Consider the following 21,876-nt stretch of genomic DNA (forward strand, 5'->3'; position numbering starts at 1 on the left):
AATGAAAGACGCCGCCTCCGTCAGAGCACGGGGGCGGCGGCCTCTATGACCGCCTCGGCCCCGATGAGTCGGCCGAGCGCCTTGGACCGGCTGGCCAGCCGCTCGCTGACGAGCTCGGCGAATTCCATCGGCAGCGACAGAATCAGCCGCCCCTCATGAGCGACGAGCGGCGTGCGCGGCAAGACGCCGGGCATGGCCGCCGTCAGCAGATAGGCGACCCGCAGCGCCGCCGAGAGCACGCGGGCGCGCTCCAGCAGGCGCGGCGACAGCAGGCCGCGCACCGGAAGAGCGCCCTCGCTGTCCGGCCCGGCGTGGCGTAGCACCGCCACCAGCGCCAAAAAGGCGCGGCCCGGATGATCGACGGCCACGAAGGCGGAATTGGCGATCACATTCATCGCCTGATTGGCGCGATAATCGGGATGAGCCCGCCAGCTGACATCCGACAGAAAGCAGGCGGTATGGCGTAGCCGCGCCTCGTCCTCCGTCTCCTGAAGGCCGGAGGAGGAAAACAGCGCGTCGGTCCAAGCGATGAGGTCATCGCCATAGCCGGGCGCGCGCGCCATGGCGCGCTCCAACTCGCGCGCTGCGGCGACCAGCGGATCGGCCGCGCGCTGCTGTGGCGACAGGCGCTCATAGAGCAGGCCCTCGCGCACGCCGGCCGCGGAGATGACGATCTCCTTGGGCCGCGCCTTGCGAATCACCTCGTCGAGCACGATCGCGCCATAGGCCAGCAGCGGACGGCGCGCCGTCGAGACCGCGGCGATATCGGCCAGCGCCTCGCTGTCGACGCGCTCCAGAAGGCTGGCGAATTCCGCCGCGTCGCTGGTCGGGATGCGGTAATTATGCATCATGTCGAGGGGATAATTGCGCTGGCGCATGTGCAGCCGCGCCAAAGCGCGCCATGTGCCGCCGACGGCGTAGAAGGTCCGGCCCTTGAGCCGCTGCAGCGGCAGAGCTTCGTCGATCGCCTTGCGGGCGATGCGCGACGCCTGGCGGGTCGAGCGGCTGGCGGCGTCCATCAGCGCGAGGCCGCCGAGCGGCAGCGTGACCCCCTCGCCCATCTCGCCGTCATGCAGATCAATGAGCTCGAGCGAGCCGCCGCCGAGATCGCCGACCACTCCGTCCGGCTCGTGAATGGCGGAGATCACGCCGAGCGCCGACAGTTCGGCCTCGCGGCGGCCGGACAGCAGCGAAATCTCGCGGCCGACCGCCTCCTGCGCGGCGGCGAGGAAAGCGGCGCCATTGACGGCGTCGCGCGCAGCCGCGGTCGCGATCACCTCTATGTCGCGGATTTCCATGATCTCGCAAAGCGAGCGAAAGCGCCGCAGCGCCGCGAGCGCTTTGCGAATCGCGTCGTCCGGCAACCGGCCCGTCGTGACGACGCCCCGCCCGAGACCGCACATGGCCTTTTCGTTGAAAATCGGCGTCAGCGCCCGCCCCAACGCCGAATAGGCGACGAGGCGCACCGAATTCGAGCCTATGTCGACGATCGCGACAGGCCGCTGCGCTGCTTCCGCATCCGCCGCGGCCTCGACCTCCGCCGCGTCAGTCCTCACGCGGCTTGAGGAGTGATCGCGGGCGCCATTCCTTGAGAGACTTGCCACGGCCAGAGAGACTCGGGTTGGTCATGAAGTATTTATGGGCGTTGAACCGCTCTTCGCCCTCCGGGGGTGTTATGCGTAACGAAGAGCCATCCGGCAAGACGCGATAGCTCTGTTCATTGTCGATGAGATTGGCCAGCATGATCTGATCGAGAATCTGCTGATGCACGGTCGGATTGGTGATGGGCATCAGCACCTCGACGCGGCGGTCGAGGTTGCGCGGCATGAGATCGGCCGAGGAAATATAGACATGGGCCTTGGCGTGCGGCAACGCATGGCCGCCGCCGAAACAATAGACGCGCGCATGCTCGAGGAAGCGCCCGACGATCGATTTGACGCGGATATTGTCAGAAAGGCCCGGCACTCCCGGCCGCAGGCAGCAGATGCCGCGCACGACGAACTCGATCGACACGCCCGCCTGCGAGGCGTGATAGAGCGCGTCGATGATCTCGGGATCGACGAGAGCATTGCATTTGCCCCAGATCGCCGCCGGCTTGCCGGCCTTGGCGAAGCCGATCTCCTGCTCGATATGCTCGAGCAGCCGCGTCTTGAGCGAGATGGGCGACACCGCCATGCGCTCGAGCCCGGCGGGCTCCGCATAGCCGGTGATGAAATTGAAGATGCGCGAGACGTCGCGGCCGATCGCCGGATCGGCGGTGAAGAGCGAGATGTCGGTATAAACGCGCGCCGTCACCGGATGATAATTGCCCGTGCCGACATGGCAATAAGTGACGATGCCGCCGCCCTCGCGCCGCACCACCATCGACAGCTTGCCATGCGTCTTCAGCTCGATGAAGCCGAACACGACCTGCGCGCCGGCGCGCTCGAGATCGCGCGCCCAGCGGATGTTGGCCTCCTCGTCGAAGCGCGCCTTCAGCTCGACCAGCGCCGTCACCGACTTTCCGGCCTCCGCCGCCTCCACCAGCGCGCGCACGATAGGACTGTTGGAGGAGGTGCGGTAGAGCGTCTGCTTGATCGCGACGACATTGGGATCGCGCGCCGCCTGCTGCAGGAATTGCACGACGACGTCGAAGGATTCGTAAGGGTGATGGACCGCGAGGTCCTTCTGCTTGATGGCGAGGAAGCAATCGCCGCCATTGTCGCGCACGCGCTCGGGGAAGCGCGGCGTGTAGGGCTTGAACTTGAGATCGGGCCGATCGAGCGCGACCACCTCCGAGAGATCGTTCAGCGCCAGCATTCCATCGAGCACGAAAATCTCGTCATCGCCGACATCGAGCTCCTCGGCGACGAGGGCGCGCAGCGCCTCCGGCATGTCCGAAGCGACCTCGAGGCGAATGACCGAGCCGCGGCGGCGGCGCTTCAGCGCCGTCTCGAACAGGCGGACCAGATCCTCGGCCTCCTCCTCCACCTCGAGATCGCTGTCGCGAATGAGACGGAAAATGCCCTGCCCCTTGAGCTGATAGCCGGGGAAGAGCTTTTGCGCATTGATGGCGATCAAGGTCTCGAGCAGCATGAAGCGCTCGCGCCCCTGCCCGCCCGCGCTCGGCAGACGCACGAAGCGCTCGATCTTGGGCGGCAGGCGCACCAGCGCGTGCAGCGTCTTGCGGTCGCCGGGGCGCACCAGCTCCAGAGCCAGAGTGAAGCCGAGATTGGGAATGAAGGGGAAAGGATGCGCCGGATCGATGGCGAGCGGCGTCAGCACCGGAAAGACGCGCGAGAGGAAATGGTCTTCCAGCCATTCGCGGTCGCCCTTGGAGAGATGCCCCGGCTCCACGATGACGATGCCGACATCTTCGATCTCGCGGCGCAATTCGCGCCAGCGCCGCGTCTGCGCCGTGGTGAGCAGCGCGACGCGCTCGTTGATCTTCACCAGCTGCTCGGCCGGCGTCAGCCCGTCCTGCGAAAGAGTGGCGACGCCGGTGCGCACCTGGCCGCGCAGGCCGGCGACGCGCACCATGAAGAATTCGTCGAGATTATTGGCGGAGATGGAGAGGAAGCGCAGCTGCTCGAGCAGCGGATGATTGCGGTTGGACGCCTCCTCTAGAACGCGGCGGTTGAACTCGAGCCAGGACAATTCGCGATTGATGAAGCGCTGCGGCAGAGCGGCGAGCTCCTCGGGACGCTCCAGAAGCTCGCCCGGCTGGTCCATGACGGGAATGTCGGCTCCGGTGCGCTCGGCCTCGAGATTGTCCTGGATGTGCTTCGTCATGTTTTTTTCACCTCTCGCCCGCCGGCGCGATTCTGACAGATTTTCCGCCATCCGTAAGCCCTCACGCGCCGCGCGAGGCGTCGATGAGCTGGAGAAGCTCGCCCGCGAGCGCGCGCGTGACCGGACGGCCCCTCGCGAGGGCCTCCTCGTCGAGCATGCGCACAAAGGCGCGAGCCGCCTCGAGCGAACGCTCGAGCCGAAGCGCGACATAGTCCACGAGCGTCGCCTCGACCGCCAGCTGACGGTCACGAAACAGCTTTTCCAGCACGGCGCGAATCAGCGAATCGTCCGGCGCGCCGATTTCTACGACCGGCGCACGACGTAAACGCGACAATAGGTCGGGAAGCGCGATTTTCAGCGCAGATGGCGGCCGCCGTGAGGTGACGAGCAGCGATCCGCCGCTCTCGCGGAGAAAATTCATCAAATGAAACAGAGCAGTCTCATCCGTCACCGCCTCCAGCCCGTCGAGCAGCGCCACGACGCCGGCCAGCCGGCCGGGCTCGGGAATCTCGGTCGGAGAGACGAGAACGGCGCCATTGCGACGCGCGAAAATGGCGCCGAGATGGGTCTTGCCCGACCCCGGCGGGCCGACGAGCAGCAGCGCGCTGTCGGGCCAGTCCGGCCAGCGCGAGATCATCTCATAGGCTGCGCGATTGGCGGGCGAGATCAAAAAATCGGCTTCGCCATAGCGTGGCTCGCCGGCCAGATCGAAAAAGAGCTGGGCGGGGCCGCGGCGAGCGTCGCCTTCCGGCATGGGCTCAGCTCTCCCCCGGCGCGGCCGGGCCGAGAAACAGCGCGCTCTGACGGTAGCGCCGCACGGCGAATCGCAGAATGACGCCGAGCGCCGCAGCGACCGGCGCCGCCAGCAGCAGGCCGGTGAAGCCGAAAAGCGATCCCGCCGCGAGCAGAGCGAACATCAGCCACACGGGATGCACGCCGATGGAGCCGCCGACGAGACGCGGCGACAGCACATTGCCGTCGAGAAACAGGCCCGTGGAGACGACCGCCACCGCCATGGCCGGCAAGCGCCAATCCGGCCAGCCCTGCACCAGAGCGACAATGATCGACAGGACGAAAGCCGTGATCGAGCCGACATAGGGCACGAAGCTGAGAACGCCGGCGCTGACGCCGATGAGGAAGCCGAAATTCAAGCCGATGAGCGACAGGCCGATGCTGTACCACAGGCCGAGGAACAGGCAGACGAGCGCTTGGCCCCGCAGAAAGCCGGCGAGCGCTCTGTCTATGTCGCGGGCGATGGCGCGCGCATCCTCGCGATAGCGCGGCGGCGTCAGCTGATCGAGCGTCGCAACCATATCGTCCCAGTCGAGCAGGATGTAGAAAGCGACGACGGGCGTGATGACCACCAGCGAGACCATGTTGACGAGCGCCGCGCCGCCGGAGACCAGCGATTTCAGGAAAGCGGCGCCCATGCGGGCCGCCTCGCCGGCGATGTCGTTCACATATTTCTGCGTGTCGAGCGAGGCGTCGGAGACCGGCAGGCCGAGCTTCTCATAGACGCTGCGCATGAAATCGCTGGTGGCCTCGCGGCTGACGCGCGTGAGCAGCCCCTGCAGAGTGGTGAGATAGCCGGGCAGGCTCTCGATGAACTCGCTGAATTGCCGTGTGAGAACGGGCGCGACCAGCAGCACGATCGCCGCCGCCAGCACGACGAACACGGTCAAAATGGCGAAAGAGGCGCCGAGGCGCGAGAGGCCGAGCGTCTGCAGGCGATCGGCGACCGGATCGAGCAGATAGCCGAGCGCCAGCCCCGCCAGAAACGGCGCGAGAACCGGGCTCAGAAAATAAAAGAACGCGAAAACGAGAAGAATCGCCGACGTCCAAAAGGCGAGCCGCCGGTCGAGCCCACTCGGAACGCGCGTCTCCCCCATCTCACGATCAGACATCGCCTAGTCCCATGAGCTTGACCCAGCGCCAGAGATAGACGCTGGCGGAAGCGACGGTCAATGCCGCGACCGCGGCCATTACGACACTCTCCACGCTGATGAGCGGAATGGCGAAGGCCTCGGCCGCGAGCACGATTGCCGCGAGCAGCAGCTGCGCCGCCGTCGTGGCCTTGGAGACCGGCAAGGGGCTGAGGTCTATCGAGCGCGCCAGCAGCCAGGAGACGAACACAGCGCCGACGATCATCACATCGCGCGAGATCACCAGCAGAGCGAGCCAGGGCGGCAGCACGCCCTTGATCGCCAAAGTTGCGTAGATGGAGACGATCAGCGCCTTGTCGGCGATGGGGTCGAGCACGGCGCCGAGCTCGGTGCGCAGATCGAAGGTCTTGGCCAGCCAGCCGTCCAGCGCATCCGACGCTCCGGCGAGAGCGAAGATCGCGAAGGCGGCGCGCCAATGATCGCCGACGATCATGTCGATCGCGGCCGGCGTCAGCACGAGACGCCCGATGGTGATGAAATTCGGCAGCCAGCGCAGGCAGAGAGAACGCATGACCATCATATCTGGCGCGCCGAGGGCTCGGCGCTAGGGCGCATCCGCAGATGTCCGCAGGCGCGTCGCGCCAATGGCGCCGACGTCGCGACTGTGAGCGCGCGCACAGGACGCGAAAAGCAGCCCGGCTAATGTGAGGTCAGTGACGCCACGGCGCCGCTCGCGATTTCGATCCAGCGCTTCTGCAGGGAATTGACCCATGGCCCAGCAAATTCTCATGAAATTATCGAATGGCGGCTGCTCCAGCTGCGATCCGCCGCCGGCGCCCGGCTTTTCGATCTCCGGCTCGGTCGGCCGCGGCGGCCGCAACCTGCCGCAAGACGCGCGGACGATCCAATCCGCGCTCAACGGCGTCTGCCCGGCCGATGGCGGGCCGATATTGAAGCTCGACGTCGATGGAATGGTCGGGCCGATCACCATCGCCGCGATCGAGAAATATCAGAACCGCCAGCTCGGCTGGTCGGACGGACGAGTCGATCCCGACGGGCCGACCATTCACGCGCTGAGCGGACAGAGCGGCGGACAGGCCGCCCCCGCCAAGGCCGGCCCCAAAGCGCCGCCGCCCAAGGCCACGGCGCAGCAGAACGCCCAATTCGTCGAGCGTATCGGCTCGCTGCTGCCGCGCGCGCGCCATTGGATTTCCATGGCGCAGCTCAATATCGACATGGCTTCGGACTATTTGCGCCGCGCGCCGGCGGGGCGCAACGATCCCTTCCCATCGCTGCACGACATCGGCAGAGGGCAGCTCGCTCTGTTCGACAAATATTTCCACACGCAGAAAGAGCCGACGACGACGAAGCTGGCGCAATTGCAGCGCGCCAAGCGGCTCTATGATTCGATGACCACTGTCATCACCCATTCGCTGCTGCAGGCGCCCATGTTCGGCTGGGGCGTCGGCTATTTCCAGCCCGACCCCGCCGACGGCACGATCGCGGCGCTGGATTACGTCGCCTACACTTTCTACGGCGGCTGGCAGGCGCGCCGCCCGGACGGCAAGCCGCGCCTCTCCGGCGACGACAATTACAAGGGCGCGAAGAATCTGCGCGAGGACACGATCTTCTTTCCGGTCGGGCAGCTATTGACGAAGACCGATAATTTCATGCTCGAGACGATCATTCACGAGCTGGCGCATTTCGTCGGACCCGGCGTGAGGAGCCCGGACCGCATCGGCGACCACACCTACGACACCAAGGCGAATTTTCTCACCGTCAATAATTGGACCGCTCTGCACACGGCGGAATGCTACGGCTATTTCGCCGCCGAATCCGCCCTGCGCAATGCGATCACCATACCGATCCATTGAGCGGCGGCTCACTTCGACATGCAGGTCTTGATGTCGCTCGAGGTCTTCATCGCCTCGAAAGTGTCGGCGCAGAACTTCTCCAATGTCGGGCGCAGCTCGGGATTGGAGGCGTTGGCGCGCAGGCTCATCGCGCCCTCGAGCAGCTCCTTCTGCGCGGCGTGGATATTGGCGCGCGGCAGCTCGACCGAGCATTCCTCATAGCGCTTCAAGAATGTGTCGCAGACTGGAATTCCGGTGGGATCGATAGCGAGCGCCGGCGTGACGAAAAGAACAGCCGCCGCGAGAGAGATGAGACGTTTCACTGCCGAATTTTCCCTTATCGCCCAACCCGGACGTCCTATAGAGGCTCCCGCCGGAAAAGAAAACGGGCGACGGGCGCGTCGTGCCGCCCGTCGCCCCACTCCGGCGCAAGTGTCTCGCGAACGCCCGAGATTCCTTTTAGCTCACAGCCCGGCGAGATAGCCGGTCGGATCGACCGGGGTCGAGCCTTTGCGCAGCTCGAAATGCAGCTGCGGAGAGCCGACATTGCCCGACTGGCCGGATTTGGCGATCGTCTGGCCGCGCTTCACCTGATCGCCGCGCTTCACATCGAGCTCGCCATTATGGGCGTAGGCGGAGACGAAGCCATTGGGATGGCGGATAAGCACCAGATTGCCATAGCCCTTGAGCTCGCTGCCGGCATAGGCGACGACGCCGCCCTCGGCCGCCTTCACCTGCGTGCCTTCCGGCACCGAGATGTTGATGCCGTCATTGCCGCCGGTGTTGAAGCCCTGGATGATGCGGCCGCGCGCCGGCCAGCGAAACTCCGGCCGAGCGTCGGCGGAGGCCGGGGCGGACGCGGGCCTCTCCTCGGCCTGCTGCGCCTGCGGCGGGATCGAGGCGGTCGGCGTCTTGTCGATGCTACGCTGAGCCTGCGGCTGCGGGGCCGGCGCGGCTTCGGCGAAACGCTGCGGCTTCTCGGCCTGCGTCGCGCGGGCGATCTCCTTCGGCTGAGCCGGCTCGGGCTTCTTCTTGGCGATCTTCTCGGCGCGGACCTCGGGCTCCGGCTTGCGCGCGGGCTCCGCCTGAGCGAGCTTGCGCTGCGGCTCCGGCTTCGCCTTCGCAAGCTCGGGCTCCTTGGTCCGCTGCGCGAGCTGCGCGCGGGCCGGATGCGTCTCGGCCTGCGGCTTCAGCGCGGGAGCCGGCCTCGGCTGCACGGGCGCCTGCGCGACGATCTGCTTGGGCGTGGGCCTCACGGGCTGCGCCTCGGTCTGCTTGATCGGCGCGGGCTTCGCCGGCTTCGCCTCGACCTGCGCCTGGCGGACAGGCGCGGCATGCGGGCGCTCGGCCACGATGGGGCGCGCCGGAGCGGGCTCCTGCTCGGGCTCGACGCTCGAGGTTTTCCGCTTCGGCTCGACGGGAGCGACGGCCTTCTTCTCCGTCTTGCGATCGCGCACGTCCGCCGTCTTGGCGGCAGGCTGCGGCAAAGGCTTCGGCTGCGCAGCGACATGGACGGGCGCAGGAGCCGGCGCTGCAGCGACGGGCGCCGCGGAAGCGCGATAGATCGGGATCACCAGCCGCGAGCCGGAATGCACCTCGGCCGGCTTGCCATAGCCATTGACGCGCAGCAGCGCGTCGAGCGGCACGCCATAGCGCGTCGCGATCACGCCGGCCGACTCGCCCTCGGCGACGACCACGGGCGTGCCGCCCTCGGCGCTCCAATGATTAAAGGCGCCGGCCATGCGGACAGGCGCAGGCGCTGCCGCTGCCGCCCGAGCCGGAACAGGAGCGGCGGCGACAGGCGCAGGCTGGCTCACGGCCGGCTGCGGCTCGAGCGGTCGCCGCTCGACGACGCTACGGCGCACGGGCTGCGAGATCGTGCCCGTCGGCGCGCGATCGACGCGGCTCGTCGGCGCGGAATCCTGGAACGGATTGGTGAAAGGATCGGTGAAACGGGAGGCGTCGGAACAGCCGGCGAGCAGGCCGGCGGCGCCGGCGGCGAACATGAGCCGCTTTGCGACTCGCGACAGAAAAACACGACGCTCAATTGCCATGACGCGACCTACACTCGAACGCTATCCTCACTGTGCTCATTTAGCCACAGCCCGGTTAAGGGAGCGTTTAAGATGAATGCGGGTTCAGCGGCGCGACGCGGATTTTAGGTAAATTTCGAGCCTTCACAGAGCTTTCGCGCGTCCTGTCAGCGCCGCCCCCAGGCGGCATTGGCCGAGATCGCTCGTCGTCCACAGCGCCTCGCCGTCGCGATGCGCGAGCGACAATCGCTCCACCGGCCGCGCATCCTCGGAAGCCGGCGGCGCATAGCGTCCGAAGATCGCCGCCCCGCCCGGCGCGAGCGCGGCCATGACCGCATGCGGCGGCTGCTCGCGAAAGGACATATGGAGAATGATGCGGTCGAAATATCCGCGCGTCTCATCGGCTGCGAGCCCGTCGCCGAACAGCGCCTCGACATTGGCGCAGCCGAGCTCGGCGAGCCGTTGGCGCGCCTCTATCGCCAAAGTCTCGTAACGCTCGATCGTCACCACCTCGCGCGCGAGCCGCGACAGCACCGCCGCGCCGAAGCCCGAGCCCGTCCCCACTTCCAGCACACGATGATGCGGCTCGATTCGCAACGCCTCGAGCCTGCGCGCGAGATCGGCGGCGGCAGGCATTGTCTGTCCGCAGCCGATCGGCAGCGACATGTCGCGGGCGGCGAGATCGCGGAAGCGATGCGGCGCGAACAGCTCGCGCGGAATCGTCTCGAAGGCGCGCATGATGGAGAGGTCGCGCACGCCGGCGCGCCGCAATTGCAGGAGAAGCGCCGCGCGAGCCTCGATCGACTGTCCTTCGCCGGCGCGCTCCTCCATTTGTCCCCTATTCGAATGCGGCGGAGAGCCGCGTCAAGGTCGGATGGTCGGTGAAATCGAGACGCAGGGGCGTCACCGAAATCTTATTCGCCTCCACCGCCTCGAGGTCGGTGCCCGGCCCCGGCGTGAAATTGCCGCGCCGAAAGCATATCCAATAATAGGGAATGCCGCGACCGTCCTTGCGATCCTCTATATGCATCAGATCGTTGGAGCGTTGGCCCTGCATGGTGACGGCGACGCCTTTCACCTCTTCCGGCTGGCAATTGGGAAAATTGACATTCATCAGCACGCCCGGCGGAATGCCCGCCGCGACGAGCTTGCGGATGACGTCGGCCGCATGAGCCTCCGCGCAGGCCCAATGAATGTGGCGGCGTCCGGCGAAGAAATCATAGACCTGCGAGAGCGCGATGGAGGGAATGCCGAGCAGCGTGCCCTCTATGGCGCCGGCGATGGTGCCGGAATAGCTGACGTCCTCGGCGAGATTCTGGCCCGAGTTGACGCCGGAGAGAATGAGATCCGGCGGTCTGTCGGCGAGCAGCTTGCGCACGCCCATGATGACGCAATCGGTCGGCGTGCCCTTGACGGCGAAATGCCGCGAGGAGATTTCGCGCAGACGCAGCGGATCATTGATGGAGAGCGAATGCGCGACGCCCGATTGCTCGCTCTCCGGCGCGACGACGAAGACATCGTCGGTGAGGCTGCGCGCGACGCGCTCGGCCAGCGCCAGGCCGGCGCCATGGATTCCGTCGTCATTGGTGATGAGGATGCGCATCGTCTCACAAACGCTGATCGTTGGCGCTCCTTCTCCCAATCGTGGGAGAAGGTGGCCCTCGCGTCAGCGAGGGTCGGATGAGGGCTCGTCCAGGTCGAGACGAGTCTTCGCCTCACGCGAAGGACCCTCATCCGACCCCGCTTCGCGGGGCCACCTTCTCCCGCAAGCGGGAGAAGGAAGCGCGCACGTGGATTACCGTAAGGGCTACCGCGCCGCGGCGATTCGCTCCAGCCCGCCCATATAGGGGCGCAGGACCGTCGGCACTGTGACGGAGCCGTCCGCCTCCTGATAATTCTCCAGCACCGCGACCAGCGCGCGGCCGACGGCGACGCCCGAGCCGTTGAGCGTATGCACGAAGCGCGTCGCCTTGCCCTCGGCGGGGCGGAAGCGAGCGTTCATGCGCCGGGCCTGGAAATCGCCGCAGACCGAGCAGGAGGAAATCTCACGATATTTCCCCTGCCCCGGCAGCCACACCTCGAGGTCGTAAGTTTTCTGCGAGGCGAAGCCCATGTCCCCGGTGCAGAGCGTCACCTTGCGATAGGGCAGCTCGAGCAATTGCAGCACTTTCTCCGCGCAGCCGGTCATGCGCTCATGCTCCTCGAGCGATTGCTCGGGCGTTGTGATGGAGACAAGCTCGACCTTGTAGAACTGATGCTGGCGGATCATGCCGCGCGTGTCTCGCCCCGCAGCGCCCGCCTCGGCGCGGAAGCAATAGGTGCCGGCGGTAAAGCGCAGAGGGAGCTGCGACTCGTCGAGGATCGATTCGCGCACGAGATTGGTGAGCGGGACTTCCGCCGTTGGCACGAGCCAATATTCGCTCGCCGGCTCGTCCGATTGTCCGTCGCCGCGACCCGCCGTCACGGAAAACTGATCGTCGCGGAATTTCGGCAATTGCGCCGTGCCGAACATGGCGTCGTCGCGCACCAGCAGCGGCGGCGCCACCTCGGTATAGCCGTGCTCGCCCGTATGCAGATCGAGCATGAATTGCGCGAGCGCGCGCTCCAGCCGCGCGATCCCGCCCTTGTTCACGACGAAGCGCGCGCCAGAGAGCTTGGCGGCGCTCTCGAAATCCATGAGCTTCAACCCTTCGCCGATGTCAAAATGCTCTTTCGGCGCAAAGTCGAATTTGCGCGGCTCGCCCCAGAGCAGAACCTCGACATTGTCGTGCTCGTCCTTGCCTTCCGGCACTTGGTCGAGCGGCGTGTTGGGAATCTCCGACAGCGCCTTGTCCAGCGCGGCGCTCGCCTCGCGCTCGGCCTGCTCGAGCTGCGGAAAGTCCTCCTTCAGCTTGGCGACTTCCGCCCTCAGCGCCTCGGCGCGGGCGGCGTCCTTCTCGCGCATCGCGAGGCCGATTTCCTTGGAGGCCGCGTTGCGTTGCTCCTGCGCCGCTTGCAAAGCCGCGATCGCCGCGCGGCGCGCGTCGTCGAGCGCGAAGAGACTTTCCGACAGAGGCGCGAGGTTGCGGCGGCGGCGGCCATTGTCGAAAGCTTCCGCATTATCGCGAATGAATTTGATGTCGTGCATGAGAATCGATCCGCCGACTGGTGCGAGGCCCTCATCCGACCCGGCTGCGCCGGGCCACCTTCTCCCACGAGTGGGAGAAGGGAGCGGCCGACGTTGCGCGAAAACGACGAGCGCGACTCCTTCTCCCGCGCACGGGAGAAGGTGGCCCTCGCGTCAGCGAGGGTCGGATGAGGGCCCTTGTCCCTCGAGCGGAACGAAGGGTCAACCCGCGGCTTGCTGTTCCTCGGCCGCCGCGCGCTTCTTCTCGATCCAGCGCACGGAAATGATCGACGCCTCATAGAGCAGCAGGCCCGGCACGGCGAGCGCCAGCTGGCTGAAGACGTCGGGCGGCGTCAAGATCGCGGCCACGATGAACACCAGCACGATCGCATAGCGACGCTTCTCGGACAAAAATTTCGACGAGACGATGCCGATCTGGCCGAGCAGAGTCAGCGCCACCGGCAGCTGGAAGACGACGCCGAAGGCGAGCACCAGCGTCATGATGAGCGACAGATATTCCGACACGCGCGGCAGCAGCTCGATCTGCGCCTTCCCCGGCTCATTGGCCTGCTGCATCGAAATGAAGAAATGCAGCAGATTGGGCATGACCAGGAAATAGACGACGATCGCGCCCAGCGCGAAAAACACCGGCGTAGCGACGAGATAGGGACGAAACGCCTGCCGCTCGTGGCGATAGAGACCGGGCGCGACGAAAGCGTAGAGCTGTCCGATGACGATCGGACAGGAAATAAAGGCCGCGGCGAACATCGCCACTTTGATCTGCGTGAAGAAATATTCCTGCGGCGCCGTGTAGATGAGCTTGGCCTCCGGCCCCGCCGCCATCGTATAGGGCACGACCAGGATATTGTAGATATCCTTGGCGAAGAAGAAGGCCAGGATGAAGGCGCCCAGAAACGCCAGCAGCGCGCGGATCAGCCGCTCGCGCAGCTCCATCAAATGCTCGAGGAGCGGCGCCTTGGTGGCGTCGATGTCGGCGTCGGTCATTTCGGCTGGCTTTCGGGCGTCGTCTCGGCTCCGCTCGCGGTCGCCGGCTCGCTCGCGGCCGGCTCGCTCGCGGCGTGGACCTCGGCCTGCGCTTCGACGGCCGGCGCCCCATGACTCTCGGCGGCGACGTCGCTCTCGGCCGCCTTGGCCTCACCCTCTTGCGGCGGAGCGGGCGGGCCTTCGATCGCGCCGACGATCTGCTCGCGGGCCTGCTTGAGCGGATCGAAGGCCACGTCGCCGACGCCGGCGAAGGCCGAATCGACCTCGCTCTTCAAGTTTTTGTGGACCTCGGCGAGATCGGCCTCGCGCATCGCATCCATGAATTGGCCTTGGAACTCGGACGCCATGCGACGCATGCGCCCGGTGATCTGGCCGATCTGACGCAATACGCGCGGCAGGTCCTTGGTCGGAATCGCGACGAGCGCGACGATGCCGATGACGATCAGCTTTCCGGGATCGAGATCGAACATGGTCTTCTCGAGAGCCTGCCCGCAGCAGGCGAAACAAGGGTGGCGTCAGGCCTTTTTCGCTTCGGCCGTCTTATCGGCGTGAAGCGTGGTCTGGCTCGCGAGCGGCTGGTGCTCCAGCGATTTCGCCGGCTCCTCGGCCTTCGCCTCGGCGTCGTCGTCGGCGAGGCCTTTCTTGAAGGCCTTTATGCCCTTGGCGACGTCGCCCATGACGTCGGAAATCTTGAAGCGGCCGCCGAACAGGATGAAGGCCACGCCGCCGACGATAATCCAATGCCAGATCGACAGACCGCCCATGGCGCGAACCTCCCACTCGTCTTTCGTGGACCGGCGAGGCCGGCCGAAACTTCTCGGAACCTAGGACGCCGGACGCGCAAAAACAAGTTGGATGCGGCGCCCTGTGGCGAATTCCCCGACGCTTTCGGTAGGATTTCGACTTGTCCAGGAGGGACTGGGCGAAAGCGCCCTATTCCTCGACCGGCTCCGGCTCTTCCGGCGCGTCCGGCTCCTGCAGAAAATCCATCTCGAGCGCCGCCTCCGCGTCGCCCTCCAGCGGATCCTCGTCCTCCTTGAGCGTGGCGTCGTCGGTCGGCTGCGGCACGTCGAAGCCCTTGGGCAGCCGGCCATCGAAGAGGCCGGCGCCTTTCAGCTCGTCGAGGCCGGGCAGATCGCCGATCTGCTCGAGGCCGAATTGCATGAGAAAGCTGTCGGTCGTGCCATAGGTGAGCGGACGCCCCGGCGCGCGGCGACGGCCGCGCAGGCGAATCCACCCGGTTTCCAGCAGCACGTCGAGCGTGCCCTTGGCCACGGCGACGCCTCTTATGTCCTCGATCTCAGCGCGCGTCACCGGCTGGTGATAGGCGACGATGGCGAGCGTCTCCAGCGCGGCGCGGGACAGCTTCTTCTGCTCCACCTGCTCGCGCGCCAGCACCCAGCCGAGATCGGCCGCGGTGCGGAAAAACCATTTGTGGCCGGCGCGGGTCAGCGTCACGCCGCGGTCGGCGTAATCCTGCTTCAGCCGCGCCAGCACGGCCTCGACATTGGTTCCGTCGGGCAGGCGGCGGGCGATCTCCGTCTCGTCGAGCGGCTCGCTGGCCGCAAAAAGCAGCGCCTCGGCGATGCGGGAGGCCTCGCGCAGCGACGCCGCCTCATGATCTGGGTTAGCGTCGTCTTCGAACAGTTGGACGGGTCGCAAGGCTCGCGCCAAATTTCTTCTCCCTCGCCTTTGGATCGGAGCCCTATGGCTCACGGCTCCGAGGCTTCGCTCAATGAGCCAGAAGGCTCGCGGTCCAGTTCCGCATCTCGCCGCCGCAGCCAGATCGGCGCGAAGGCGCGGTCCTGGCGAATGTCGAACCGCCCTTCCCGCACCATTTCCAGCGAAGCGGAAAAAGACGAGGCGCGGACGGTGCGCGCGGTTTGAATATCCACACAAAAAGCCAAAAGATAATCGTCGAGCGCGGTCCATTGGGCCGCGATTCCGGCGAGCCGCTCCAAGGTCTCGCGCGCCTCCGCCAGCGACCAGACGTTGCGCTGGCGCAGCGTGACCTTGGAGATCGCCTGCTTCTGCCTTTGGCGGGCGTAGGCCGACAGAAGATCATAGAGGCTGGCCGTGAAGGTCGAGTTCGTCTTGGTCTCTATGCCCTCCGGCCCGCCGCGCAGGAACATGTCGCGGCCGAGCCGCGCGCGCTCCTGAAGCTTGTCCGACGCCGCACGGATCGCCTCCAGCCGGCGCAAGCGATCGGCGAGCGCAGCGGCCAGCTCCGCGGCGGACGGCTCCTCGCCCGTCTTGGGCTGCTCCGGCAGCAGCAGGCGCGATTTCAGATATGCGAGCCAGGCGGCCATCACCAGATAATCGGCGGCCAGCTCCAGCCGGACGCGCCGCGCCTCCTCGACGAAGGCGAGATATTGCTCGGCCAGCGCCAGAATGGAAATGCGAGCGAGATCGACCTTCTGGCGGCGGGCGAGCTCCAGCAGCAGGTCGAGCGGGCCTTCGAAGCCGTCGACATCGACGAGGAAGGCGGGCTCCGCCTCCGCTCGCTCATGTTCTCCGGCGATGTCGAAAGCCAAATCCTGCGCCATCTCGCCTCACGGCGTCGTCTCACGCCTCCGCCCATCGGGAAGGCGAGAGATTGGGCCGATCAGACGCCGGCCGCAAGAGCCGCGTCGAGCTGGCGGGCGCCGTCCACAGGATCGAATTCCTTCGGCGCGGCGATTTTCGCCTTGGCCGCGTGCGCCCGCTCCAGAGCCCGGCCGGCGAGTTCGCCCGCCCCTTCCGCCACGGCGCGGGCTTCGGCGAGATCGCCGTTGCAATGCAGGACCACATCGCAGCCGGCGGCGATCGCGCCCTCGGCGCGCGCACGGAAGCCGCCGGAGAGCGCCTTCATCGAGAGATCATCGGTCATCAGCAGGCCGTCGAAGCCGATGAGGGAGCGAATGATCCCTTCGATCACGGCTTTGGAGAGCGTGCCCGGAAGCTCGGGATCGATGGCCCGATAGACGACATGGGCGGTCATGCCGAGCGGCAGATCGGCGTCGGCGCGGAAGGGAATGAAATCCTGCGCCTCCAGCTCGGCGCGGGAAGCCTCGACGATAGGCAGCTCGAGATGGCTGTCCGCACGCGCGCGCCCATGGCCGGGGATATGCTTGATGACCGGCAGCACGCCGCCGTCGAGCAGCCCCTCCGCCGCCGCGCGGCCGAGCCGCGCGATCTCGGTGGGAACGCGGCTATAGGCGCGGTCGCCGATGATATTGTGGGAGCCGTCCACCGGCGTGTCGAGAACCGGCAGGCAATCGACGTCGATGCCGACCTCACGCAGATCATGGGCGATCAGCCGCGCGCCGAGCCGGACAAGAGCGGCGGTCTCCTCGGCGGGAAGCCCCAGCCTCTCGAAGGCGGCGGCGGCGGGATAGGCGCGCCAGACCGGCGGGCCGAGACGCTGGACGCGCCCGCCCTCCTGATCGACGAGAATCGGGGCGTCCGTTCCCAGCGCCACGCGGATTTCCGCGGTGAGGGCGGAAAGCTGCTCGCGCGAGGCGACATTGCGCTTGAACAGGATCGCGCCCCAGGGCTGCGCCTCGCGCAGGAAGGATTTCTCCTCCTGCGAGAGGACGAGGCCGGCGCAGCCGCAGATGAAAGCGCGCGTCACGGAGCCGCTGTCTCCATCAATTGGCGGCGACGAAGCAGGAGCCGCCGGAGGCCTTGACCTTCTCGCAGACGCCGACCGCGGCCTCGCGGCTCATGCCGGCGGCGCGGACGCGATAGACGCTCTTCTCGCCGACCTTGGCCAGGCGGAAGCCGAGCCGCTTGCCCCCGAGCTGGGCGCTGTATTTGGAGTTCACCGTCTGCATCAGCCGACGGGCCTCGTCCTCGGAGCCGGCGGCGCCGAATTGCACGGCGAAGCCGCCATTGCCGCCGGTCGCGGCCTCCGGTTGGGCCGTTTCGAGCGCGGCGGTCTGCTCGGGAGCGGCGGCCGTCGGGGCGGCGGGCTTGGGACGCGGCGGCTGCGCGACCTTGGGGGTCGTCGCCGGCTTGGCTGGACCTTTGGGCGTCGCGGTCGGCGGCTCGGCCGCGGCGTCGACGGCGCTCGGCCGGGCGGCGAGGGACGGCGGCCGCGCCGGGGGCGCGACATTGACGGGACGGGCGATCGCCGGCGTCGGCGCGTCGCGATCGATGACGGTGCCGTCGGGGCGCACCGAGACGGTCTTCACCCGCCGCGGCTCGGCGCCATAGGGATTATTGGAGCCGCCGGCCGGGGCGGCCTCGTGCGGCGCGTCGACCGGCCCGTCGCCGAGCTTGACGATGCGCATCGCCGCCGCCGGATCGACCGGCTGCTCCTGCTTGGAGACGATCTTCTTGACCGGAGCGGTCTGATTGCGATCGAGCACGGCCGCGCCGCGTTGGGGCGCGGCGGCTTCGGCCACGGTGGAGGGCTGCACCTTGGCCGGCCCCTCCGGCGCCTTTATGGTGGCCAGCTCCTGCGGGGCCACGACGCCGCCGCGATGGCCCAAAGCGAGGCCGACGCTCAGCGCGCCGACGCCGGCGAGCGCGACGACCGCATGCCAGGGCCGCAGCCGATCGCGCAGCGCGCCGAAAAAGCCCCTCCGCTCGCGCGGCTCGTCATAGGGCTCGTCCTCGACGCCATAGTCGAGATAATCCTGCTGATCCTGCTGCGCCCACTGACCCTCGCCGGGCGAGCGCACGGCGTAATAGTCGTCGGACTGCGACTGCTGCTGCGCCGCCGGCGAAAGCGGCGGCGGCGACATGGGCGAAGGCGACATGGGCGAAGGAGACCTGGGCGACGGCGAGACCGGCGGCAAGGCGCCGCGCAGCTCGGCCGTATCGAAAACGTCTCTGTCTCTCTGGCTCACAGACGGCTCCCGGCGCTGCTGGTCGGCGAAGACTCGCCCGTAAGGGTCGGCCGCGGCGGCCGCTTCATCGCCGTGCAGCAGCCGCGCCAGCTCGGCGAGCGGATCGCTCTTCGCCTCGCTCCTGCCCGGCTGATTCTCCTGCGGCTCGCCGCCACGCAGGCGCCGCTCGAACTCGCTGATGTCGATGGAAGGCCCTCGGGCCGTCGCCTCGCGCATGATGCACCTTCCTGCTCACTACCCGACGGACGCGACGTCGCCATCCCGGATGCGAGCGCGCGCCGCGCTTATGCAAAGCGCCGGCCGCGATCACCGCATCTCGTCGGGGGCGCTCACGCCTAGGAGTCTCGAACCCGACGCCAGGACGCAAGTCAAAGAAACGACCAACGCCATCCGCGCATAGGTCGAATTTCTATCATCTGCATTAACAAAGCGTAATTGTGGCCGATCTTTGCCTTTGTTCCAATGCGAATGAAAGACGCTGGCGAGATCGTAGAGATAGAAGGCGATTCTGTGTGGCTCATGCGCCGTGGCGGCCGATTCGATCAACCTCGGATATTGCGCAATCGCCTTGGCGAGCGCGATCTCGCCTTCGTCCTGCAGCAGATCGAGCGGCGCGGCGGCGAGCGCCTTCGGCGTCAGATCGAGATCGGGAAAAGCGCCGAGCGCCTGACGCAGCGCCGATTTCGCGCGCGCATGGGCGTATTGCACATAGAAGACGGCATTGTCCTTCGACTGCTCGATGACCTTGGCGAGATCGAATTCCAGCGGCGCGTCATTCTTGCGATAGAGCATCATGAAGCGTACTGCGTCGACGCCCACCTCGTCCACCACCTCGCGCAAAGTGACGAAATCGCCGGCGCGCTTGGACATTTTCACCGGCTCGCCATTGCGCATCAGCTTCACGAGCTGGCAGAGCTTCACATCGAGCGTGACCTTATTGTCCGAAAGCGCGGCGACAGCGGCGGTCATGCGCTTCACATAGCCGCCGTGATCGGCGCCCCAGACGTCGACGAGCGTCGTGAAGCCGCGGTCGATCTTCGACTTGTGATAGGCGATATCCGCCGCGAAATACGTATTGGAGCCGTCGGATTTCTTCAGCGGGCGATCGACGTCGTCGCCGAAATCGGTGGAGCGGAACAAGGTCTGCTCGCGATCCTCCCAATCATCCGGCAATTGCCCCTTGGGCGGCGGCAGGCGGCCGTCATAGACGAGGCCGCGCGCGCGCAGCTCGTTTATCTCCTTGTCGATCTCTGAAAGGCCGTTGATCTTCTCATGCAGCGAGCGCTCGGAGAAGAACACCTCATGGCGAATGTCGAGAGCGGCAAGATCGTCGCGGATCATCGCCATCATGGCGTCGATCGCCGCGCGTTTGACCGGCTCCAGCCATTCGCTCTCGCTCTTGTCCAAGAGTTCGCGGGCATATTGCTTCGCCAGGGCTTCGCCGGCGGTCTTCAGATAGTCGCCGGGATAAAGGCCTTCGGGGATCGTGATCGTTTCGCCTAGCGCCTCGCGATAGCGCAGAAAGGCGGAGCGAGCGAGAACATCGACCTGCGCGCCGGCGTCATTGATGTAATATTCGCGCGTCACCTCCGCGCCCGCGAAGGCCAGGAGATTGGCCAGCGCATCGCCGAACACGGCGCCGCGGCCATGGCCGACATGCATCGGCCCAGTCGGATTGGCCGAGACATATTCGACATTGATCTTGCCCGTGAGCGCCCCCCTGCCCTGCGGCCTTCCATAGGCTTCGCAGTCGTTCAGCACGGCGCGCAGCACATCGGCGTAGAGGCTCGGCTTCAGGCGAATGTTGATGAAGCCCGGCCCAGCGACCTCGGCCTCGGCCACATTGGGCAGATCGGCCAAAGCCGCCGCGATCTCCACCGCGAGCTGGCGCGGATTGGCGAAATTGACCTTGGCCTCCTTGGCGAAGACCATGGCGGCGTTGGTGGCGAGATCGCCATGGGCGGCGTCCTTGGGCGGCTCCACGACGAAACGCGAATAATCCAGCGTCTCCGGCAGGCGGCCGGAGGCCTTGATCGAATCGAGAATGGCGGCGATGGTGACGTGGAAGTCGGAGAAGATGTTCATCGAATGTCCGGGCCGGGGGCTATTGCGGCCGGGGGTTTAGCAGAATGCGACGAATAACGCATCCTCTCGGTCGCGCGAGCGAAAGCTCAAGGTCGAGAACGGGTTCGACGCATTCCCTCCTCGGCCCCGGTCAAGGATCGATCGAGCGCTAGCGCCGCGCTGTAGTCGGCGAACGCACGCCCGGCTCGGCGCAGGCGCTCATGCGCCAAACCTCGATCGTATAGCGCGTCGGCGCTTTTCGGGTCGATTTCCAGAGCCTTGTCGAAATCTTCGATCGCGCGCGCGAAATCGCCTTTTCGATAGAGAGCGACGCCTCGGTCGAGACGAGCGTCGAAGCGATTCGGCTCCCTCTCCAGCGCCGCGCCGAAGTCGATAATTGCCTGATCAAACGCGTGTTTTTTCAAATAGGCCTTCGCTCGCGATGCGAAGATTTCCGCGGTCGCCTCGATCGCCGCGCTTCGGTCGTAATCGGCTATCGCACGATCCCAGTCGCCTTTTTTCTCGAAAACATGACCGCGCAACAAATATCCTGCGGCGGGAGTCGATTTGGCAAGTTCGGTGAAGTCGCCGATCGCCATATCGAGATTCCCCTTTTTCAAGTGGGCCCAGCCACGCAACGAAAGAGCCGGCGAAAATCGATCATTGAGTTTGATCACTTCATCGAGGTCTTCGATCGCGCGCGCGAATTCTCCAAGTTTGAAAAAAATCATGCTCCGATTGTATCTGGCCGGCCCGAGCCGTGGATCGACCTTGATATCCGCAGCGACGGGGCCACGCTGACCTATATCGACCGACTCGTTGAATGACGCCCCATGCATGTGGGGGTCGTAGTTCGCGCTCGCGGCGATTGCAGCGCCGTAATCGGCGACAGCCGAGGCCTGGCTCCCAGACAAATTGCGGTAGCTCGCACGATTATAGAAAGCGACGCTCGACCTCGGATCGATTTCTATCGCTTTCGTCGCCGCCGCTATCGCCGAAGGAAAGTCTCCGAGACTTGCATGGACATTGCCGAGGCCGACATAGGCTTCATAACCGCCGCCGAGCGCCACCGCGCGCTGCGCGTCCGCGAGCGCCCGCTCGAATTCGCGCAGACGCAAAAATGCGATGCTACGGTTGACATAAGGCCAAGCTTCCAAGCCGCCGACGACAAGAACGCGAGAGCAAGCATCGACCAGTTGCGACGCCGGCAGTCCAGGCGCCGCGCAAGCCTGACGTGCGATCACTTGGTTTCCGAGAAAGACTGCGGCGAGACACAGCGCCGCTCCCAGGGCCGCGCGAACAATGAATCTGTAGAAGGACATGAAC

20 protein-coding genes are annotated in these 21,876 nt (G+C 66.2%); 1 reads left to right on the forward strand and 19 read right to left on the reverse strand.

Annotation, left to right across the window (positions count from 1 at the left end):
* Positions 1-20 precede the first annotated feature (20 nt).
* The 5 genes from ppx to GYH34_RS12680 all read right to left on the reverse strand — a co-directional run bounded on the left by ppx (position 21) and on the right by GYH34_RS12680 (position 6,231).
* Positions 21-1,556 (reverse strand): exopolyphosphatase, encoded by a 1,536-nt coding sequence (ppx, locus tag GYH34_RS12660; RefSeq protein ID WP_161913885.1) that lies wholly within the window; start codon positions 1,554-1,556, stop codon positions 21-23.
* The gene (locus tag GYH34_RS12665; RefSeq protein WP_161913886.1) at positions 1,546-3,771 is read right to left on the reverse strand and encodes an RNA degradosome polyphosphate kinase; all 2,226 of its coding nucleotides are present in this window, start codon (positions 3,769-3,771) and stop codon (positions 1,546-1,548) included. Before GYH34_RS12665 ends, ppx begins: the two co-directional genes overlap by 11 nt.
* 61 nt (positions 3,772-3,832) lie before the next feature.
* The gene (locus tag GYH34_RS12670; protein ID WP_161913887.1) at positions 3,833-4,525 is read right to left on the reverse strand and encodes a DnaA/Hda family protein; all 693 of its coding nucleotides are present in this window, start codon (positions 4,523-4,525) and stop codon (positions 3,833-3,835) included.
* A gap of 4 nt (positions 4,526-4,529) precedes the next feature.
* Complete coding sequence (locus tag GYH34_RS12675) at positions 4,530-5,675, reverse strand: AI-2E family transporter (protein WP_161913888.1); 1,146 nt, start codon at positions 5,673-5,675, stop codon at positions 4,530-4,532.
* Positions 5,668-6,231 (reverse strand): CDP-alcohol phosphatidyltransferase family protein, encoded by a 564-nt coding sequence (locus tag GYH34_RS12680; protein WP_161915007.1) that lies wholly within the window; start codon positions 6,229-6,231, stop codon positions 5,668-5,670. Before GYH34_RS12680 ends, GYH34_RS12675 begins: the two co-directional genes overlap by 8 nt.
* Positions 6,232-6,424: 193 nt before the next feature.
* On the opposite strand from GYH34_RS12680, the gene GYH34_RS12685 reads away from it, so the two are divergent.
* Positions 6,425-7,528, forward strand: a complete 1,104-nt coding sequence (locus GYH34_RS12685; RefSeq protein WP_161913889.1) for a hypothetical protein — start codon at positions 6,425-6,427, stop codon at positions 7,526-7,528.
* A gap of 8 nt (positions 7,529-7,536) precedes the next feature.
* On the opposite strand, the gene GYH34_RS12690 is transcribed toward GYH34_RS12685, so the two are convergent.
* The 14 genes from GYH34_RS12690 to GYH34_RS12755 all read right to left on the reverse strand — a co-directional run bounded on the left by GYH34_RS12690 (position 7,537) and on the right by GYH34_RS12755 (position 21,872).
* A complete protein-coding gene (locus tag GYH34_RS12690) occupies positions 7,537-7,830 on the reverse strand; it encodes a hypothetical protein (protein WP_161913890.1) in 294 nt (97 codons plus the stop codon).
* 141 nt (positions 7,831-7,971) lie between these two features.
* Positions 7,972-9,513: a M23 family metallopeptidase gene (locus GYH34_RS12695; RefSeq protein WP_161913891.1), complete on the reverse strand. Its 1,542-nt coding sequence runs from the start codon at positions 9,511-9,513 to the stop codon at positions 7,972-7,974.
* Positions 9,514-9,684: 171 nt separating this feature from the next.
* Positions 9,685-10,371 (reverse strand): methyltransferase domain-containing protein, encoded by a 687-nt coding sequence (locus tag GYH34_RS12700; protein ID WP_161913892.1) that lies wholly within the window; start codon positions 10,369-10,371, stop codon positions 9,685-9,687.
* A gap of 7 nt (positions 10,372-10,378) precedes the next feature.
* Positions 10,379-11,143, reverse strand: coding sequence for a 5'/3'-nucleotidase SurE (surE, locus tag GYH34_RS12705; protein WP_161913893.1), 765 nt, complete (start codon positions 11,141-11,143; stop codon positions 10,379-10,381).
* Positions 11,144-11,347: 204 nt separating this feature from the next.
* On the reverse strand, positions 11,348-12,667 hold the full coding sequence (serS, locus tag GYH34_RS12710; RefSeq protein ID WP_161913894.1) for a serine--tRNA ligase: 1,320 nt from the start codon (positions 12,665-12,667) through the stop codon (positions 11,348-11,350).
* A gap of 201 nt (positions 12,668-12,868) precedes the next feature.
* Complete coding sequence (tatC, locus tag GYH34_RS12715) at positions 12,869-13,651, reverse strand: twin-arginine translocase subunit TatC (protein WP_161913895.1); 783 nt, start codon at positions 13,649-13,651, stop codon at positions 12,869-12,871.
* Positions 13,648-14,121: a twin-arginine translocase subunit TatB gene (locus GYH34_RS12720; RefSeq protein WP_161913896.1), complete on the reverse strand. Its 474-nt coding sequence runs from the start codon at positions 14,119-14,121 to the stop codon at positions 13,648-13,650. Before GYH34_RS12720 ends, tatC begins: the two co-directional genes overlap by 4 nt.
* Before the next feature lie 45 nt (positions 14,122-14,166).
* Positions 14,167-14,415, reverse strand: coding sequence for a twin-arginine translocase TatA/TatE family subunit (locus GYH34_RS12725; RefSeq protein ID WP_161913897.1), 249 nt, complete (start codon positions 14,413-14,415; stop codon positions 14,167-14,169).
* A gap of 169 nt (positions 14,416-14,584) precedes the next feature.
* Entirely contained in the window at positions 14,585-15,325 is a 741-nt protein-coding gene (scpB, locus tag GYH34_RS12730) for an SMC-Scp complex subunit ScpB (protein WP_161913898.1), read from the reverse strand.
* Positions 15,326-15,363: 38 nt separating this feature from the next.
* Positions 15,364-16,197: a ScpA family protein gene (locus GYH34_RS12735; RefSeq protein WP_161913899.1), complete on the reverse strand. Its 834-nt coding sequence runs from the start codon at positions 16,195-16,197 to the stop codon at positions 15,364-15,366.
* A gap of 59 nt (positions 16,198-16,256) precedes the next feature.
* Positions 16,257-17,264: a beta-N-acetylhexosaminidase gene (nagZ, locus tag GYH34_RS12740; RefSeq protein ID WP_161913900.1), complete on the reverse strand. Its 1,008-nt coding sequence runs from the start codon at positions 17,262-17,264 to the stop codon at positions 16,257-16,259.
* Positions 17,265-17,280: 16 nt separating this feature from the next.
* Positions 17,281-18,702, reverse strand: coding sequence for an SPOR domain-containing protein (locus tag GYH34_RS12745; protein WP_161913901.1), 1,422 nt, complete (start codon positions 18,700-18,702; stop codon positions 17,281-17,283).
* 90 nt (positions 18,703-18,792) lie between these two features.
* Positions 18,793-20,571: an arginine--tRNA ligase gene (gene argS / locus GYH34_RS12750; RefSeq protein WP_161913902.1), complete on the reverse strand. Its 1,779-nt coding sequence runs from the start codon at positions 20,569-20,571 to the stop codon at positions 18,793-18,795.
* A gap of 86 nt (positions 20,572-20,657) precedes the next feature.
* Positions 20,658-21,872: a tetratricopeptide repeat protein gene (locus GYH34_RS12755; protein WP_161913903.1), complete on the reverse strand. Its 1,215-nt coding sequence runs from the start codon at positions 21,870-21,872 to the stop codon at positions 20,658-20,660.
* Positions 21,873-21,876: the final 4 nt, after the last annotated feature.

The sequence above is a fragment of the Methylosinus sp. C49 genome (genome assembly GCF_009936375.1).
Classification (GTDB): domain Bacteria; phylum Pseudomonadota; class Alphaproteobacteria; order Rhizobiales; family Beijerinckiaceae; genus Methylosinus.